Source organism: Chryseobacterium barbadense (assembly GCF_042849955.1).
In the GTDB taxonomy this organism is placed as follows: domain Bacteria; phylum Bacteroidota; class Bacteroidia; order Flavobacteriales; family Weeksellaceae; genus Chryseobacterium.
In genome coordinates, this window is the sequence record NZ_BAAFHL010000004.1 from 1 (window position 1) to 17,391 (window position 17,391).

18 protein-coding genes and 1 tRNA gene are annotated in these 17,391 nt (G+C 34.8%); 3 read left to right on the plus strand and 16 right to left on the minus strand.

Annotated elements, in window-relative coordinates:
- The 8 genes from ACGHIN_RS03665 to ACGHIN_RS03700 all read right to left on the minus strand — a co-directional run.
- On the minus strand, window positions 1-2,425 hold a 2,425-nt coding region (locus tag ACGHIN_RS03665), incomplete at its 3' end, for a gluzincin family metallopeptidase (protein WP_390450906.1).
- Window positions 2,426-2,479: 54 nt separating this feature from the next.
- Entirely contained in the window at window positions 2,480-3,859 is a 1,380-nt protein-coding gene (pyrF, locus tag ACGHIN_RS03670; RefSeq protein ID WP_390450908.1) for an orotidine-5'-phosphate decarboxylase, read from the minus strand.
- Window positions 3,860-3,978: 119 nt separating this feature from the next.
- Window positions 3,979-4,326, minus strand: coding sequence for a YkvA family protein (locus tag ACGHIN_RS03675; protein ID WP_390450910.1), 348 nt, complete (start codon window positions 4,324-4,326; stop codon window positions 3,979-3,981).
- 87 nt (window positions 4,327-4,413) lie between these two features.
- Window positions 4,414-4,953, minus strand: a complete 540-nt coding sequence (locus ACGHIN_RS03680; protein ID WP_390450912.1) for a TlpA family protein disulfide reductase — start codon at window positions 4,951-4,953, stop codon at window positions 4,414-4,416.
- A complete protein-coding gene (locus ACGHIN_RS03685; protein WP_390450914.1) occupies window positions 4,950-5,513 on the minus strand; it encodes a thioredoxin family protein in 564 nt (187 codons plus the stop codon). Before ACGHIN_RS03685 ends, ACGHIN_RS03680 begins: the two co-directional genes overlap by 4 nt.
- 17 nt (window positions 5,514-5,530) lie before the next feature.
- Window positions 5,531-6,601, minus strand: coding sequence for a chorismate synthase (aroC, locus tag ACGHIN_RS03690; RefSeq protein WP_390450916.1), 1,071 nt, complete (start codon window positions 6,599-6,601; stop codon window positions 5,531-5,533).
- Window positions 6,602-6,651: 50 nt separating this feature from the next.
- Window positions 6,652-8,286, minus strand: coding sequence for an LIC_10190 family membrane protein (locus ACGHIN_RS03695; protein ID WP_390450918.1), 1,635 nt, complete (start codon window positions 8,284-8,286; stop codon window positions 6,652-6,654).
- Between the two features lie 51 nt (window positions 8,287-8,337).
- The gene (locus tag ACGHIN_RS03700) at window positions 8,338-8,883 is read right to left on the minus strand and encodes a YMGG-like glycine zipper-containing protein (RefSeq protein ID WP_390450920.1); all 546 of its coding nucleotides are present in this window, start codon (window positions 8,881-8,883) and stop codon (window positions 8,338-8,340) included.
- Between the two features lie 214 nt (window positions 8,884-9,097).
- On the opposite strand from ACGHIN_RS03700, the gene ACGHIN_RS03705 reads away from it, so the two are divergent.
- Both ACGHIN_RS03705 and ACGHIN_RS03710 read left to right on the plus strand, forming a co-directional pair.
- Complete coding sequence (locus ACGHIN_RS03705; protein WP_390450921.1) at window positions 9,098-9,553, plus strand: hypothetical protein; 456 nt, start codon at window positions 9,098-9,100, stop codon at window positions 9,551-9,553.
- A gap of 1,380 nt (window positions 9,554-10,933) precedes the next feature.
- Window positions 10,934-11,446 carry a hypothetical protein gene (locus tag ACGHIN_RS03710; RefSeq protein WP_390450922.1) on the plus strand — a complete coding sequence of 171 codons (513 nt, stop codon included), beginning with the start codon at window positions 10,934-10,936 and terminating at the stop codon, window positions 11,444-11,446.
- 409 nt (window positions 11,447-11,855) lie between these two features.
- On the opposite strand, the gene ACGHIN_RS03715 is transcribed toward ACGHIN_RS03710, so the two are convergent.
- The 4 genes from ACGHIN_RS03715 to folB form a co-directional block, all read right to left on the minus strand.
- A tRNA-Cys gene (locus ACGHIN_RS03715) sits at window positions 11,856-11,926 on the minus strand.
- A gap of 50 nt (window positions 11,927-11,976) precedes the next feature.
- On the minus strand, window positions 11,977-12,477 hold the full coding sequence (locus ACGHIN_RS03720; protein WP_390450924.1) for an RDD family protein: 501 nt from the start codon (window positions 12,475-12,477) through the stop codon (window positions 11,977-11,979).
- A gap of 10 nt (window positions 12,478-12,487) precedes the next feature.
- Entirely contained in the window at window positions 12,488-13,828 is a 1,341-nt protein-coding gene (locus ACGHIN_RS03725; protein WP_390450925.1) for a DUF4403 family protein, read from the minus strand.
- Between the two features lie 62 nt (window positions 13,829-13,890).
- On the minus strand, window positions 13,891-14,262 hold the full coding sequence (gene folB, locus ACGHIN_RS03730; RefSeq protein ID WP_390451071.1) for a dihydroneopterin aldolase: 372 nt from the start codon (window positions 14,260-14,262) through the stop codon (window positions 13,891-13,893).
- Window positions 14,263-14,319: 57 nt separating this feature from the next.
- Between folB and ACGHIN_RS03735 the strand changes: the two genes are divergently transcribed.
- Complete coding sequence (locus ACGHIN_RS03735; protein WP_390450926.1) at window positions 14,320-14,514, plus strand: bacteriocin-like protein; 195 nt, start codon at window positions 14,320-14,322, stop codon at window positions 14,512-14,514.
- A 35-nt stretch (window positions 14,515-14,549) separates the two neighbouring features.
- Here ACGHIN_RS03735 and ACGHIN_RS03740 read toward each other — a convergent pair whose 3' ends face one another.
- From ACGHIN_RS03740 to ACGHIN_RS03755, 4 genes are all read right to left on the minus strand, one after another.
- Complete coding sequence (locus tag ACGHIN_RS03740; protein ID WP_390450928.1) at window positions 14,550-14,711, minus strand: bacteriocin-like protein; 162 nt, start codon at window positions 14,709-14,711, stop codon at window positions 14,550-14,552.
- 58 nt (window positions 14,712-14,769) lie between these two features.
- Window positions 14,770-15,789 carry a quinolinate synthase NadA gene (gene nadA / locus ACGHIN_RS03745; RefSeq protein ID WP_390450929.1) on the minus strand — a complete coding sequence of 340 codons (1,020 nt, stop codon included), beginning with the start codon at window positions 15,787-15,789 and terminating at the stop codon, window positions 14,770-14,772.
- Window positions 15,790-15,826: 37 nt separating this feature from the next.
- On the minus strand, window positions 15,827-16,393 hold the full coding sequence (gene gmk, locus ACGHIN_RS03750) for a guanylate kinase (RefSeq protein ID WP_390450931.1): 567 nt from the start codon (window positions 16,391-16,393) through the stop codon (window positions 15,827-15,829).
- Between the two features lie 85 nt (window positions 16,394-16,478).
- Window positions 16,479-17,324 carry a YicC family protein gene (locus ACGHIN_RS03755; RefSeq protein ID WP_390450933.1) on the minus strand — a complete coding sequence of 282 codons (846 nt, stop codon included), beginning with the start codon at window positions 17,322-17,324 and terminating at the stop codon, window positions 16,479-16,481.
- Window positions 17,325-17,391: the final 67 nt, after the last annotated feature.

Genomic DNA, 17,391 nt, shown 5'->3' on the forward strand with positions numbered 1-17,391 from the left:
CCCTTGAAATACCATAATTAAAGGTGTTATTTCTTGTTTCGTTTCTCAAAAAATATCCGGCAAATAATCTTAAGCTCAGCTTCTGTTTTGGGGCAAACTCCCACCGGTAGAACCCTTCTGCAGTCACTTTATTAAAATCCTCCATCATCTGGGTACTTACACTCAGACTTTTTTCATGGATCATCTGGTTGTCTGTATATCCATATCCAATGCTCCAGAGATTGTATTTGTCATAATCTTTTCTGGCAATCATGGCAGGGCTTAAATCTCTTTCAAGAAAATTGTAGGAAACAGCAATTCCTCTGCTTACGGTACTTCTGGGGTTTTTCCTGAAGTTGATATTGGAAAAAACGGATGCTTTTCTATAGGCAAGATCATAATCATAATGAAAATAAGAACCGTTAACGCCAAATGTCAAACTTCTGATGATACTTTCAGCGGGTAAGAAAGAATAAGAAACTGTACCCGAGCCCGTAAGTTTTCCTGTTCCGGAACTATACATGGGGGTAACAGAATATAGGAATTTCTGATCAAAAAACGATTGATTTTTGAAGTTAATTCCAAACAGGAATTTATCATAAGTATTATTAAAACGTACTCTTGGGTTTAAATAAATTTCATTAAACTCAGGATTGGGAATGTCTTTAATAAGCTTGATTTTAATTTTTTTCATATTAGAGAAAAATCCTTTTGTATATAAGAAATTGTCTCTGTAATTGGATTCAGGGAAGATATAATCATCATTGAGGGTGATTTTATAAGTATCCAGTGCGGGGATGGAAACAGTCATTCTTCTTTCTCCCTCTTTTGTTTCAGTCCAGTAGCTCTGTTTTTCCTCGCTTTTGGTTTGAGATTCCAGCTTTACAGGAATGGCAAGGTCTGTATTCTTATATATTTTAACAGTGAGAGAATCGCCTTCTTTTCTGAATTTTCTAAATTTAAAATTTACCCTGTTTTTCTGATTAAGGAAACCAGAAAGATAGCTGGCCGAGTGATCTTTCAGGGTCAGTTCCTCAAGAAAGTCTCTGGGCTTAACTTGTTGATGGATATTTTTATCAATATATTGTTTGAGAAGCAGTTCGAAGTTTTCGGTACCCATTTTATCAGCAGTATAATTGAAAAGCGTTCCGGTTTCAAAGCTGCTGATCGCCATATCATTAAAGTTGCTTAAAGCGGTAAACTTTTCATCAATTTTCTGGTCAAGATTCTGAGACATGATATACTGATAGGCTAAGCCGTAACGATCTAAAAGCTTTACTTCAGAAGCATGGAAAAGTTTTAAAGGCTTAATACCAAAAATTTTTACCTCCGGAAGTCTGCCGAGCAATAAAGCATTACTGTAAAACCTTTTCAGGTATTGGATTTCCAGATAGGATTTTATACCGTTTTTAAACCAGTGATCGTCCTGTTTATCCGCAATAATCTTTTCATCAAGTATTTTTTTTGTAATAATTCCGAAATAGTCCTGATCGATTTTTTCAGCATCTGTAAAGAATTGGAATTTGAATTTCCAGAATTTAATATCATTATTCCCGAAAAAATCTTCTTTTCCTCTGAATTTATCAGAAATAAAAATCTTTTTTGGAATAGGGCCAATTTTTTCCTGAAGAAATTTTAAATGTAAAGGAAGATAGAATTCCAGGTTCTGTTTTTCCTCCTGTTTTAAATGATATCCGAATTTTACCTCCGTGTCAATTTCATCCGTTTTAATTAGTATAGAAGGATATTCATTCTGGGAAATTATAAATTCCGGATCGGAATCCAAATAGCCCTTAAAAGAATTCATCTGAGTCTGAGGAAGATTACTTTCAATAAAATAGTTAACCGGAAGATCAAAATTGATCGTCCAGTGTGTATTGAAATTCACAGATTCTTCAATATCATGGTAATTCCTTTTGGAAATATTGTCCGGATCAAAGTGATCCGGAACAATAAAGAAATATTTTAAGGCAACATTTTTATCGGATGTTCCGTAATCGGTAAAATTACGATCCGGAAGCTGAATCTGGTATTGCAGCTGCAGCTGTAGACTTTCTCCAGGTTTTAGGGGGCTGGCTAAAGGTATGAAAAGATTCTCATCAGAAACTTTATTGGTAAGTAAAAGCTCCTGATCTCTACTTTTAATGCTTAAAGACAAAAGATTGCCGAGCTGTTCCGGCTTTGCAAAATGTAGATCATTATTTCTGTCTTCAAGCTTGCGGTATACTAAAGAAGTTCCGCGTTTCTTATAAGCAGAAACCCAGCTTAACAGCTTGATCGTCTGCAGATCCTTTTCCGAATGATTGTAATAAACAAGTTCCTGATTTACAGATAGTGTTTTTTTGTCCGGAGACAATTTCGCTTCAATATATATACTGTCACTTTGGGCAGCAACTTCAGCAACACCAGCAAACAAAATAAGACAAATACTAATAACCTTTTTCAAACGTCTGTGATAAAGTCCAAATATAACTTATTTTGATTTATAGTCTGTAAGATTTTAACTCTGAATTACTTTTTTTTCCAAAGAATTAACATACGCTTTCCAGCCTTCATTTTTATAAGTAATGGCCGCTTCTTCAGCATTGGCCGCTTTATAAATACCCCTTCCTACAATGATAAAATCGGTATGAAGATTTTTGAAAACATGTTCCGGGGTATTGTACTGCTGTCCTTTTCCATCCCCGGAGTCTGCAAGGTTTACACCCGGAGTAAATAATAAAATTTCATCCGGAAGCGGGTGTTGTGATACTCCGCCTATAACGTTAGGATGGGATAAGGCAACTTTAAGTGCTTCTTCACGATAAGCATTGGTGGTTAACGTCCCTTTGGAAGACATTCCGATGATCGCCACAACACCCACATTGCTAAAACAGTCCAAAGATTCAAAGCCACCAATGACCTGAGAAGTTACAAAATCCGCCCAGTCGGTAATTTTGAAAATCCCACTTGTAAACTGTAATTCCTGCGTATTACCTATATCAGCAAACTTTCTGTCTTCCATCAATAAAAACTGATGCTTTGAAGCTAACGCTTTCAACGGAACAATTGTTTTTTCATAGTCGAAATCGGAAATGATATCGATATGGGTTTTTAAAGCAATAATATGTGGGCCGACCTTTTCAGCCAGTTCCAATAATTCTTGAGTAGTGGTAACATCAGCGGAAGCAATAAGGTTGGATTGTTTTGCCAAAGCCATTTCCAATAATTTTTTAGAAACCGAATGCTGAGCACTTTTTAGCTTTTGTTCATAAGAACATCTTATCTTTTCTTCAAACTGAATATGATTTCCCTGAAGAAAATCCTGTATTCTTTTTACCTCTTCATCAGTTAGCTCACCATTTTCCTGAAGAATACTGCAAACCTCGGAAATATTGAAAAGGGTATGAACTCTGTATCCTTTACTTTCTAATAATTGTTTTCCGCCTTGTTCCCTGTCAAGCACTACCACAATATCAGAAACTTTAATATCTTCCTGCTCAATTTCGGCGATGGTTTCTACTAAAGATTTTCCGGAAGTAATAACGTCTTCTACCAATAGACAGTTTTGTCCTTTTTGGTAAATTCCCTCAATCATCTTTTTAGTACCGTAGCTTTTGGCTTCTTTTCTTTTAATAATCAGAGGAATATAACTCTCCAGAGACATAGCTGTTGCCATGGGAAGGGCAGCATAAGGAACTCCGCAGATTAAGTCAAAATTATCCAGTGGAAGCATTTCCAGCAGATAATTAGCAAGATTTTTTAAAATTTTAGGGTCTGAAGCCAAAGGTCTCAAGTCTACATAAAACGGACTTTCGATGCCACTTTTCAGGGTGAATCTTCCGAATTTAATAATTCCCAGTTTGTAGCACTCTAAAAAGAATTCTTTTTTACTTTCCATTATTTTTTATTAGATGTTGCAAATTTAATGATTTGAAATAAGGCTTAAAAATTTATCAGCATTTTCTAAAAAAAAGCCATTCCGGTTAATGGAATGGCTTGAAGAATATGTTCTGTCAATTATTCTACAATTTCAGCATCAATTACTTTAGTATCTCCGCTATTGTATTTCTTTTCGGCTTCCCAAAGTAAGAACTTATCCACTTCTTTGATCAACTTAGGTATTGCTAAAGATAAAATAGCCAAATCATCCATAACCCCTAATACAGGTAATGCGAAATCAGGAAGCAGATCAATAGGAGAGATGACATATAAAAGCCCTAACAAAGGCAGGATAATGTCTATAGACTTCATTGGATAAAGTCCTTTTCTCCATAATTTGACCATCCTGAAAATATCAGGGATCTTTTTCACGAAACCTTTATGGTTGATCGCTTCTTTAGCCAGGTTCAGTTTTGAATACTTCATTTTGTGTTTAGTTTTAATAAATGATTTTCCAACGTTACAAAATTCTCAAATTCTGTACCAAATCACTTATAACGTTTAGTTAAAAAATTATTTAACAATATTATCAATAAACTGGTGAACAGATTCTGTATTCCAGTCTCTGTAGGCATCTTCCTTAATCAAGATTCTGCCGGTTTTATCCAAAAGGAAAGTGGTGGGAAAGACTTTAGGTAATAATTTTTCTGAAATCGGGCTTTGGGCAATATATACCGGAACCGTATAATTGTTCTCCTGTAAAAATTTTCTCACCGCTGCCTCCTCATCATTCATGGCAATCAGAACAAAATCCACATTTCCTTTTCGGGTATCATACAATTTCTGAATACTTGGCCATTCTTTTCTGCACGGAGGACACCATGTTCCCCAAAAGTTCAGGAAAATAGGTTTGTCCTTAAGGTTTTTAAGATTGGTGCTCGGAACATTGATTCCCTGAAGTTCGATATTGTAATCTTCTTCACCTACGGTTACGGCATTTTCAATAGTAGCGATCGGAAAAAACTGATCTCTTAGAAAATCTTTTACTCCCGGTACAAAGGCAATGATCCCGATAATAACGATCAATACAATATAAATGATGTTTTTTTTCATAATAATTCTACAATTTCCTGGATGGCGTCTTTACCTCTGTTTTTAGCATAATAAATCTGGAGATCATTATAAAACTGCTCTCTTGGATAAGCTTCAGGATCGGCTTTGAATTTCATTAATAATTCTTTACCGAACTTCGGACGCGGTCCCCAGGAATTTTTTACATTAAAATTATGATCTAAAATAAGAACTTTCGGGATAGATTGGGTTCCGTCCGTTAAAAATTGGTCAATAAGACTTGTATCGCTGTCTCTAAGGAAGATCTTTACTTCGTTGTGTCCTTCAAAAAACTTAACTAAAGCCGGAACTGTTGCACTTGCATCACCACACCAGGCTTCAGAAATGATTAAAATTTTTCCGTTGAAGTTTTTAGTCTTCAATAGATTGGTCTGTTCTTCATCAGCAACATATTTTTTTAAGGTTCTGTCAATTCTTTGAAGGCCTAATTCATAATATTGTTTATAATCTGCTTCCTGTTGACTGGAAGGATTTTCAAGTCTTTGTTTAGCAATCTGAACGTATTCTTCAAAGGTGATTGCTTTATCCCAGTAATTTTTCATTACTCACAATATGATATTTAAAAATTATTGATATTTCTCGTTTTATTAATCAGGAAAAGATCTGCCAGCACAAAAGCAGCAAGGCCTTCCACTACAGGAACAGCTCTGGGCAATACGCATGGGTCGTGTCTTCCTTTTCCTTCCACAATTACAGGGTTTCCTTCCTGATCTACACTTTCCTGTGGCCTTAAAATGGTGGCAACAGGCTTAAAAGCCACCCTGAAATAAATATCCATTCCATTGGAAATTCCACCCTGGATTCCGCCGGAAAGATTGGATTTTGTGGTAAAATCAGTATTAAAAGCATCGTTATGTTCTTTCCCGGTCATTTTTGCGCCGCAAAAACCGCTTCCATATTCGAAACCTTTGCATGCATTGATATTAAGCATGGCTTTTGCTAACTCGGCCTGTAGTTTGGAAAAAACAGGTTCGCCAATTCCCACGGGAACATTTTTTATAACACAGGTAATAGTTCCCCCAATGGTGTTGCCTTCTTTTTTGATCTCTTTGATTTTGGAGATCATTTTTTCCGCTGTTTCCGCATCCGGGCAACGAACTTCATTGGTTTCCGTTTTGGAGAAGTCCAGATCCTGATAAGGCTTTTCACAGAAAATCTCACCTACGGAAGATACGTAAGCATTGATCTCAATGTCAGATAAAAGCTGTTTGGCCATTGCTCCTGCAACCACCCAGTTCATGGTTTCCCTGGCCGAAGATTTTCCACCTCCACGATAATCCCTTATTCCGAATTTCTGATCATAGGTGAAATCTGCGTGGCTTGGACGATAAGATTTTGCAATGTGATCATAATCCTTTGATTTCTGATTTTCATTTTCGATAATAAAACCTATGGGAGTTCCCGTAGTTTTTCCTTCAAAAATCCCTGAAAGAAACTGTACTTTGTCGCTTTCTTTTCTTTGAGTGACTATGGCAGACTGGCCGGGTTTTCTTCGATCCAGTTCGTACTGGATTTTATCGAAATCAATGGTTAGACCTGCCGGGAAATTATTAATGATGCCGCCGTAAGCTGCACCGTGACTTTCTCCAAATGTTGTAAGACTGAGAAGATTACCTAAAGTATTGAACATGATACAAAATTACCGTTTTTTCTTCAGATAATAAAGTCTTTGCATTTGTTCTATTTATAGGAGCTTTTGATAGAATGAATGATGCTTTCCGCCTGTTTTTTTTGCTGTGAATCCATTTTTTTCCAGATGAATCCCTTTTTTATATTTTTTTCGTCAATAAGCTGCGGAAATATGCCCGCTTTTTCATCATCAAAGAGGTAGCTTGAAGAAATTGCAGGGAGTGGAGTATCAAAATTAAAAGGATAATTTTTTGAAACATTGAATTTCAGATTTCCTACCTGGTAAGTATCAAAAGGTTGATTTTGATAAGAAGAAGGTTTGTAAAGTTGTTCTTTTTGAAATTTCCCCATAAAGTTGCTTAATCTGAAGCTTGGAATATTTTGCTGTACGATTTCCGGAAAAGACAAAAATCCGATGAAGAAAAAGCTCATGCATGAAAAAAGCAGAAGTGATCTTTTTTTATTGAAAAAATTGAAGAATACGACGAAAAATATGACAAAGAGTATGTCTATAAAAAACCTGTATTGTGCGGAAAAAAGCAGGATCAATATACTTTTAATGAGAATTGAAATGCAGATCAGAGAAATGACGATTTTCTTTTTAAGAAAAGCAAAAATCGTAAACAATAATAAGCTTATGATAAATAGAATATTGATCTTGGATTTAATCCCATCTAAGAAAAGCCAGTTTTTAACGTAATCCCATCCGGAAAATTGCTGAATTTCCTGATAAGAATATTGCATATCATAGGTTTTTAAAATGGCATATTGGGAAGATATTTTTAAAACTTCAGGATTAGGTTTCCAGCTTACGCCTAAATCCATTAAGGCTACCGGAAAAACAGGATACCCGAATGTCCAGATATTTTTAAGGCAGAACAAAAAAATAAGCAAAGTGCCGCCAATAAAATTTTTGACATTAGATCTAAGAATGAAAACCGAATAGAGCAGGCCCAGGATTGGGAGCCAGATCATGGTGGGTTTAATGGCGAAAACAAATGTTGAGAATAAGAAGATAAGCCAGGCCTTTTTATTATCTGAAAGTATTTCATTTAAAATAATCAATGAAAAAACCATAACCGGCAAATCAGGGCTCGGTGATTGGGTGAATAATAAAAGAACAGGGATGAAACAAAGATGTATCCATCTCTTTTTTTCTACAATATATATGGTGTAAATAATTAATAGAATAGCGTTAATTCTCAGAAACGGATCTGAAAAATTGGAAAATCCTGCCTGGAAAATATGCCATAAGGATATTTGACCGAGGGTAAGGTCTAAATTGGAAATTCCTTTTACGATCCCATATTCCGTAATCCATTGTATGGTTGGAACATAATACCCGAAATGATCCAGAATATAGGGATAGAAAGAACTGCAAAATAATATGATCAGGGCGATGGTCCCCATTATAAGTCCCTCTCTTTTAGAAAACTGGTGCCACTCATTATAAAGGCGGTATCTAAAAAAACAGAAAATACCAGATGATAAAGTGATGCCTTCCAGATATATATTTAATGGAATGAAAAATGCCAGAACGGTCCATACTATGGTTATTGCTACAATTCCGGAGATTATTTTGCCCGAAATTCCATAAAAAAGTGAACCGAAAAGGTTCTCTGCAATTTTTCCTAATCCCATAAGCGCAGGGATGATGAGGAATAAAGAAAATAGAATATAGGCCATAAAAAAAGATTGCTTAAAAATAAGCAATCTTTTTTGTTGTTCTCATATATATTATTGAGGCTGAACTCTACCGTCTTTTCTATCCTGTGATCTACCAATCGTATAACCGGTTGCACCTCCTACTACACCTCCGATAACAGCACCAAGTCCTCTATTTTTCTTACTGATGATAGCTCCTGCGGCTGCACCACCTACCGTACCGATAATGGTTCCTTTAGCAGCTTTACTCATTCCTTGTTTTTGGGTAGTTCCCTGTGATGAGCTGGTACCGTTATTGGCATAAGTACCATTTCCTGAACCGGAACTTGTTTCCCGGTCTCTATAAACCGTTCTTGTTTCTCTTATTACTTGTGGCTTTGAATTATTTTCTGCCACCGCTCTTGTTTTTCTGCTCTCTGCAATGCTGTCTGCCTTTTTCTGTGCTTCATATACAATTTTCTCTTTTTCAATGGCAAGCTTTTGTTTTTCAATTTCAAGCTGTCTTGCCTGGAACTCTAATTTCTGTTGTTCAAGAGATTTTTCAGCTGTTCGGTCATCCTTTTTACAGGCTGTCATTACAAAAACGGACATTAAACCTGCTAATACTATATTTTTCATAATTCAAATTTTTATACTAGTGGGCCTTTCGGCTATTATCTAATTTTCAATTATGAAGCCAAGTTTAAGTTAAGTAATGTTAAAAAGTTAAAAAAAATCTTAAAATTCGAAAATGTTTAAGTTCCTTTCAGCTTACGTAAGTGTTTTATTTAATATTTATTTTTCATTAGGTTAATATTAATAGATTAACTTTGATTAACCAAATTATATTTTTATGAAAAAGACAATTTTTAAAACCTTGCTGATGGCAGGGCTTGGACTTACTGTTACAGCATGTACTTCCAATGATGATTTAGTGATGGATTCTCCAACGGCTTCCCATTCTACCAACTCTAAAGAGGCTTCTAAAACAAAAACATACCAAATCCGTTACGGACTGGTTTCTCAAAGTGGTGTGAAAACACTTTCCGGAAGTTATGATTTAGGAGGTTTTGTGGCTACCAATGTGGTAACAGGAGAGACCTATGACAGTTATGGATCCAGCAGTGGCGGCTTTCAAACTCTTCCTCAATTTTATGACGGCCTTCCTGAAGGAACTTATACCTTCACGGCAATGCAGGGGCAAGGCGGTTGGGTTGGTTATGGCTCGGTGGTAGGAACTGTTTCTGATGCCCAGGTTGATGCAGACGGATATGTAACCATATATGTTCCGATTGCGTGGGAGGAGTAGTAAGTGAGCAGTTTTGCAATTACCTTTTTGAACAGAATTTCTCATCATTTGTTTATAGTCTCCTTTTAAGGAGACTATTTTTATTATAAAAACGGGTTTATGATTCTACGCATATAATTTCCATTTATTCCTATATATATTTGACTCATATTATCATACACCACCACATTATAACCAATAAAATTATTTATATATGAAAAATTTTTTGTTATTATTAGGAATGACTCTTTTTGTTTTAAGTTGCAAAAAAACTGAGACACAGGATAACACTAACGTTAGTGATTCTGCAACAATATCTGATACCATCACCTCTGTAGTTCCGGCAGATACTTTGTCTACAGTTCAGGATAGTACAAATCGTAATAATATGAACAATACTATGAATAGCAATAAAGCTGATTCGCTTAACAGATAAACACTTTTTTAGACCCCATATACTTTTAACTCCTCGAAAGAGGAGTTTTTTTTGTAGGAAGGAGTGAATAATATTTATCTTTTTTTGATATTAAACTTATTTTATTATTGAATTTCACTTATTAATGAAGAATTTTACGTTGTAAAAAATTCAAACATAACACTTTATAATTTTTTAAAATTTTTTTGTTTGAAAATTTTATGATTATTTTGATTTTTCTCTTGATTAAGAACTGAATATTTTTTAATTTTGGACTGTCGAAAGACATTCGAAATAATTTTTTTTCATCATTTGTGTTTTTCCTCCCATGTAAATGGGAGGTTTCTTTTTTTATTAGCTGTACATGTTTCTTAAAGTAATAAGGGAATTATGACTCCAGTCATAATCCAATTGCAAGTGAAGTGGTAATTTTATGAAAAGAATCTAAATACTTTTTTTTCATCTTATACTATCTATGCTTTAAACTTCCTCTTCTAAAGGGGGAAGTTTTATTTTTATAGAACTTTATCGTTTTTTTTAACAATTTTCAGATTTCGGAATACTTGGCATAATTTTTATTATTAACAATGTGACTCATACTCGTATGAGTTTTCATGGTTATTAGTTTTTTTCCCTGGAGAGATCCGGGGAATTTTTTTATATAGAATGAGATGATATATTTTAAAAGGAATGGGGGATAAAAGGAATAGATGTTTATATTTGAGTATAAAAAGCATCTATTTTCAGGTGCTTTTATCTTTTGCTTACAATAGTCAATATCATAATTTGAGTTAACGGCATAAACTAATTCTCTAAATTCTTGGCCTTCATCAGGTTAATGTAACATGATGTGGTTTTTAAGTTAGTTTTCGAAATATAAAAAAAAATGATTTGTTTTCTTGACGCAAATTGTTGATAACTTTTTAAATAATTTAATATCACTAAATAAAGAATTAATATTACATTTAGCATTCAAATTATTTAATATGAAAAAATATTTTATTTTATCAGTAACATTACTAAGTACATTAACTATTACAAATTGTTCAAATGATTCTATTGAAGAGAGTATGAATGTAGATACTAGCCAATCATTAAATAATCCAACTGCAAAAAGTGGATATTATTTTGAAGGGCAATTTGTTAAAGTTATCCAAAATGGAATTCCTTTTTATATGTGGGGATATAAAGGAGAATTGAGGCACATCGATTCACAAGCAACATGGGATGGATTATTTTCTAACAAAAATTTCACTTATACTGTATATAGCTTTAATGAAGCTTCAACAATAACTGGCTACCCTATAGGTCAACCATTGTTTATTGATAATGGACTGATTAGAAATGTTAACAATGGATATGTATATTTTAGAGAAGGTAATAAAATTACATATATAACCAGCGAGGAAGCCTTTAATAGGTATCACTTTGCATGGAGTGCTGTTCAGAATGTTAATTCAATTGATGCCTACGAGGTAGTCTGGCCACCATTATACTAAAAAAAAATCCCCGAATTACGGGGATTTTTTAGTTAAAATACATTTATGAACTGTAAAACTTGTTCAATTGCATTTACTCAATACACATATTAGAAATTGCTATATGAGGCTCTTTTTGAATAGACATTCTTTGGTAATACTGAAGAACATCAATTAATAAAAGGATAGATAAACAATTACCATTACTATATAAACTTGAGCTATTTACATCACAATACGCATATGAGGAGCGTATATTTGTCCGTATATTGGAGATTACATACTGTATGAGTCTTTAGAAAAAGAAGTTAAATGGCGTTAACTTTTTCTATTTCCAGCAGACTGGAGCGAAAATGGACACAAAATGATAACAAAATAAAACGCCCTTCTATAAATTACTGATAATCAGTTTTTGTATAGAAAGGCTTTGAGGTACCTAGCGGATTCGAACCGCTGTAGATGGTGTTGCAGACCACTGCCTAGCCGCTCGGCCAAAGTACCATTTTTGAAGTGTGCAAATATAAAAATTTTTATTAATCAATCAAAGTTTTTTAGGCAATTTCTTTCTCGCCAATGCTGTTTATCTCTTCTTTTGTCTGTCTTTCAGCATTATATTTTTTGATATCAATTACACGGGTATCACTCCAGCTGTCGTGCCATCCGTTTCCGCCACCTAAAAAAGAAATAGCATCAAAAGGGACTATACGGGATAAACTTCTGTATAGGATTTGTTGAGCGCTCGGTTGTAGGCCATCTGTGCTGATTACTTTTGTATTTGTTAGATATTTTCCAACAGTTCTTCCATCGGAAAATCTTTCCCATAAGTAATAGTATATAGCACAAATGATGTTTCCACTTACTATTTCCCAAAGTAATCCACCATTATTATAAAAATCAAAGAAAGTAAGTGCCGTTATTTCATAAAGAAAGAGAGCTATAAAAGATAAAATCATATTTACGATGATTAATACAATCGAGTCAATGATATAATTTGAAAATCTGATTCCGGTTGAAGCTCTATTGTCCTCAACAATTTTTAAAATTCTTCTCATATTTATGTTTTTAAATTCCGTTGATCATTAGTTTTAAAGTAGCATTAGTGTCAATAACGGCAGTAATTCCTGATGAATTTAAAAGAATATTCGTTGGCTTCAGGTTGAAAACCTTTCCATTCATTTTTAATCCTTTGTAATATTCTTTATTGAATGCTTCTTCAATGCTTTTTTTGGAGGCCAATTCCAATTCCTGCGTAGGAATTCCATATTCCTCCTCAATCATTTTAACGATCTTGCCCTTGAATAAAAGAGTAGCTGTTTTTTGTAAAATATTGGCCGTTTTCAGATTGAATTTAGTCTCCGATAAAACAATTTTCTTTTTCGTTTCGTCATACACAGGAATCCCGGAAATAAAAGATTTGCCTTTTACATACCCTTCTGTTTCTGCTTCAATCATGATCCTGTTTTCAACACCATATACTTTAATGTCTGTAATTTTCACTTTAGAACCGCGGACATCATATTCCTTATTTAAGAACATATTTCTTGCAATACGGGTCGCTTCGGTGAAGGGAACATTGGCAGTGGTCTGAAGAATAAATTTATCAGCAAGAAGAGGGATGAAATTAAAATTAGCAGCAGATTTTATCGGTTGTGATGATTCCGGTTTATTCCCTGTAAAGGTTTCGGAATAAATATCAATTCCGATATTGGTATCAATCTGGTTCCCGTAGAATTTCAATGGAGTAATATTTACATTGACAGGGGTTACTTTCAGCCATGTATTATATTCTTCAGAAATATTGAATGGCTGTGAAAAGACATTCCACGCCATAACGGCATATTGCTGGAAATTAAGCTGTGTTGCCATTTGCTGGTCAATGGTTTTACAGAATTTTTCCTGCTGTTCCTTTAAACTTTTTTCAACCAGTGAAGTAATGGGAATTTCAATTTTCCCGAAATCAAGAACCGGTTTGGTCACCCATTTAAAGCCCATTGGCTGAGTATTGGTCGTAATGGTCCAGTTATTTTTAAAACTTAAAGCAGAATTGAAATACATCACGGTTTCAAAAGTGGTATTCTGGTAAGAATAAACGCCCAGGGTTCCGATTCCTTTTTCTGCCCATATTTTTAAGGGAACTTCAATTAAAAGGTTTTGATTGGTTCCTCCTACCAAACGGATCGGACGGGTTTTCCAAACCTTAACTTTAAACTGATCATTATTGTTATCCGTATAGGAATCATCCTGATAAATAAGGTCTTTTACCGATGAGTTGACCATACTGCTGATTCCCGAAAGCGGAATAGTAACCGGCATGGTAATACTCGATTTGATTTTCGGGAAATTATAAACGGCTAATTGATTAGTGCTGTTATTCTGTCCAAAAGTTATTATAAAGGCCAGCAAAAATATTATTTTAATCAACTTCACTTCTTTATATTTTTTGATGAAACTAAAATAAGAATATTTTAATTCTCCGGTTTAAAACCTTTCTCAAGTTCTATGCTTGCTCCCTTCATTTCTCCCTGCATGGGCGGACTCGTTTTGGTAATCCGGATTTTGATATAATCAATTTGTGGAAATTGTTCATGAATTTTTGAAATGATCCTTCCGGCAACATGCTCCAAAAGCTTGGATTTGATTTTCATCTCAGTATGGATGATCTCATTCACATCTGCATAGCTTATGGTGTCATTCAGGTCGTCAGATTCCGCGGCTTTCCATAAATCCGTATGAAGTTCAGCATTAATGATATAATAAGTGCCAATAATGTTTTCTTCAGGAAGTACACCATGATGGGCATATATTTTTACATCTTCAAGAAAGATTTTACTCATGATTCTGGTTATATATGACAAAAGTAATATATTTAAAAACCAAACAATAAAAAAATTAATATGAAAAATCTGAAAAAACTTAACAGGAAAGAATTGAGCACATTAAAAGGATCCCTTACATGTGGAGGCTGTCCTACTCATGCTACATATGGCCCCGGCCCGGAGTATATGTATTCCTGCGAAACGTATTGGAATCTTCCGAACAATTGCAAAGCATGTGTATTGGTAAGTGCAGATTGCTTCTCTCAAGTCTGATCAACAAAAAAGCACTGTTTTTACAGTGCTTTTTTTTAACAATTATCCGGAATGTATTGTCCTCTGGGAACACAAATAAGTAGCCCATAGCAACCCACACCGCAGGTTTCATGAATTTCACAATTTAAATTGCAGGTATCATTTCCCCCATTTACATTTTTAAGACTTTTTCTGTCTAATTTTTTCAGATTTTTCATATTGAACGTTTTTGAGATTCAGCTCAAATATAATAAATATTCAATAGAAGGTGAAAAATTATTTTATGCTTTTTGAAAGATCCAGCATCGCTTCAATAGGCTTCAAAGCTTTTAAACGAAGCTCTTCGTCGATAAGGATTTCAGGAAGCTCATATTTCATGCATAAATATAATTTTTCCATTGTGTTACGCTTCATATAGAAACATTCCGAGCAGTTACAGCTTTCATCGAAAACCAAGGCTGGGATAAGTTCTTTATGTGGAGCGCGTTTTTTCATTTCGTGAAGGATTCCTTCTTCTGTGGCGATGATGAATTTCTGGCAGTCATCTTTTTCTACATAATTCAACAGGGCAGAAGTAGATCCGATAAAGTGAGCAAGCTTTAAAACCGCTTCTTCACTTTCAGGGTGTGCAATTAATTTTGCATCCGGATTGTCTGCCATTTGTTTAGCAATTCTCTCCATAGAAAATGCTTCATGAACGATACAGCTTCCGTCCCAAAGGATCATATCGCGGCCTGTCTTCTTAGATAAGTATCTTCCTAAGTTTTTATCTGGAGCGAAGATGATCGGCCTGTCTTTTGGTAACGCTTCAATTATGGTTTCAGCATTGGAGCTGGTTACAATGATGTCACTTTCAGCTTTCGTTTCAGCATTACAGTTGATATAAGTAGCTACTAATGCATTAGGATGCTGTTCACGCATTTTTCTTAGTCCTTCTCCGCTGCATCCGTCTGCCAAAGAGCATCCCGCCATCGTGTCCGGAAGAACTACTTTTTTAGTCGGATTCAATATTTTTGCTGCTTCAGCCATGAAATGAACTCCGCAGAATACAATCATGTCTGCATTGGTCTCTTTCGCCTGCCTTGCTAATTGTAAAGAATCTCCCAGGAAATCAGCAATATCCTGAATTTCTCCGGGCTGATAATAATGGGCAAGGATAACGGCATTCTTTTCTTTCTTAAGATCAAGAATAGCTTTTACCAATTCTTCTCCCTGCGGAATGGCAATATCTTTTATATCTAAAAATCCTCTAACCGGAATAGCGGATTTAGCTTTTTCTAATGTCTCGGTACTCATATCACCTCAATGTTTTTGTTTTAAAAGTAGACATTTTTTAATGGCTACTGATAAAATTTTGTATTAAACTTTCTATTTCTTTTTTAGCATCATCCAGATCCGTATTCACTACGATCTTATCAAACTCCTGAGCATAGGTCATTTCTTCTTCGGCCTTTGCCACACGGGTTTTGATAGTTTCTGCATCATCCGTATTTCTTGTGATCAATCTTCGTTCCAATTCTTCAATGGAAGGCGGTTCAATAAAAATAGACAGCGCTTTTTCCCCGAAGTATTTTTTTAAGGAAATTCCGCCTTTCACATCTACGTCAAAAATAACTACTTTTCCCTTAGCCCAGATCTTTTCTACTTCAGATTTTAAAGTTCCGTAATATTTGTCGGTATACACTTCTTCATATTCTACAAAAGCATCTTCGGCAATTTTCTGCCTGAATTCATCCGGGGTTAAAAAATGATAGTCCACCGCATGAAGTTCACTGCCTCTTGGTTGTCTTGTAGTGCATGAGATAGAAAATTCAAGCTCCGGAAAAGTTTCCAGGGAATGTTTTACCAATGTTGTTTTTCCGCTTCCTGACGGAGCCGAAAATATGATAACTTTATTCATTTTTATGAGTTATGAATGATGAGTTATGAATGATGAGTTTTTTTTGCAATTAGCAACTTATAACTCATGATTAATAACTTATAACTTACAAAACGTTTAACGTTTGTTCTTTAATTTTTTCCAGATCGTCTTTCATCATGACTACCAATTTCTGGATTTCAGCATGATTGGCTTTTGAGCCTAATGTATTGATCTCTCTTCCGATTTCCTGAGAAATGAATCCTAATTTCTTCCCATTGAAATCTTCATTATCCATGACATCCTTATAATATTTCAAGTGTTGGGAAAGTCTTACTTTTTCTTCGGAGATGTCCAGTTTTTCTGTGAAATAAGCCATTTCCTGGTAGAAACGGGTTTCGTCTACGTTTTCAAACTCTTTCAAGGCTTTTTGATAACGTTCTTTCACACTTTGAATTCTCACTTCTTCAAACGGAATGACTTCCGATAAATATTTGTCAATATTCTGAATGTTTCTTTCCAGTTCTTCATGGAGAATTTTACCTTCTGTCTTTCTGAATTCTTCAAATCTGTCTAAGGCATTGTTGACGATACTGGCCAGCTTTTCCCATTCACCTTCACAAAGCTCGTCAGGCCTGGAAGTCACAGCATCAGGAAGCCTCACCGCCATTTTAAGGTATTCGAAATCGGGGCCGTCTGAGGCGATGCTGCGGAGCTCATTCATATAAGAATCAATAAGATTTTTATTGATCTTCACATCGTTGGTTTCTTCAAGATTCTCCAGATTAATATAGCAATCTACTTTTCCACGGATAATTCTGTCATTAAGAATTTTTCTGATTTCAAATTCTTTCTCCTTATAACGTAAAGGCATTTTGATATTCAAATCAAAGCTTTTGCTGTTCAGTGATTTAATATCTATGCAGATTTTTTTACCTTCGAAAACATCTTCAGCTCTGCCGAAGCCGGTCATTGATAAAATCATAGTTTTTTATTGTCGTACAAAGATAAACATTTAAATTAGCACTGTAAAATCGCAA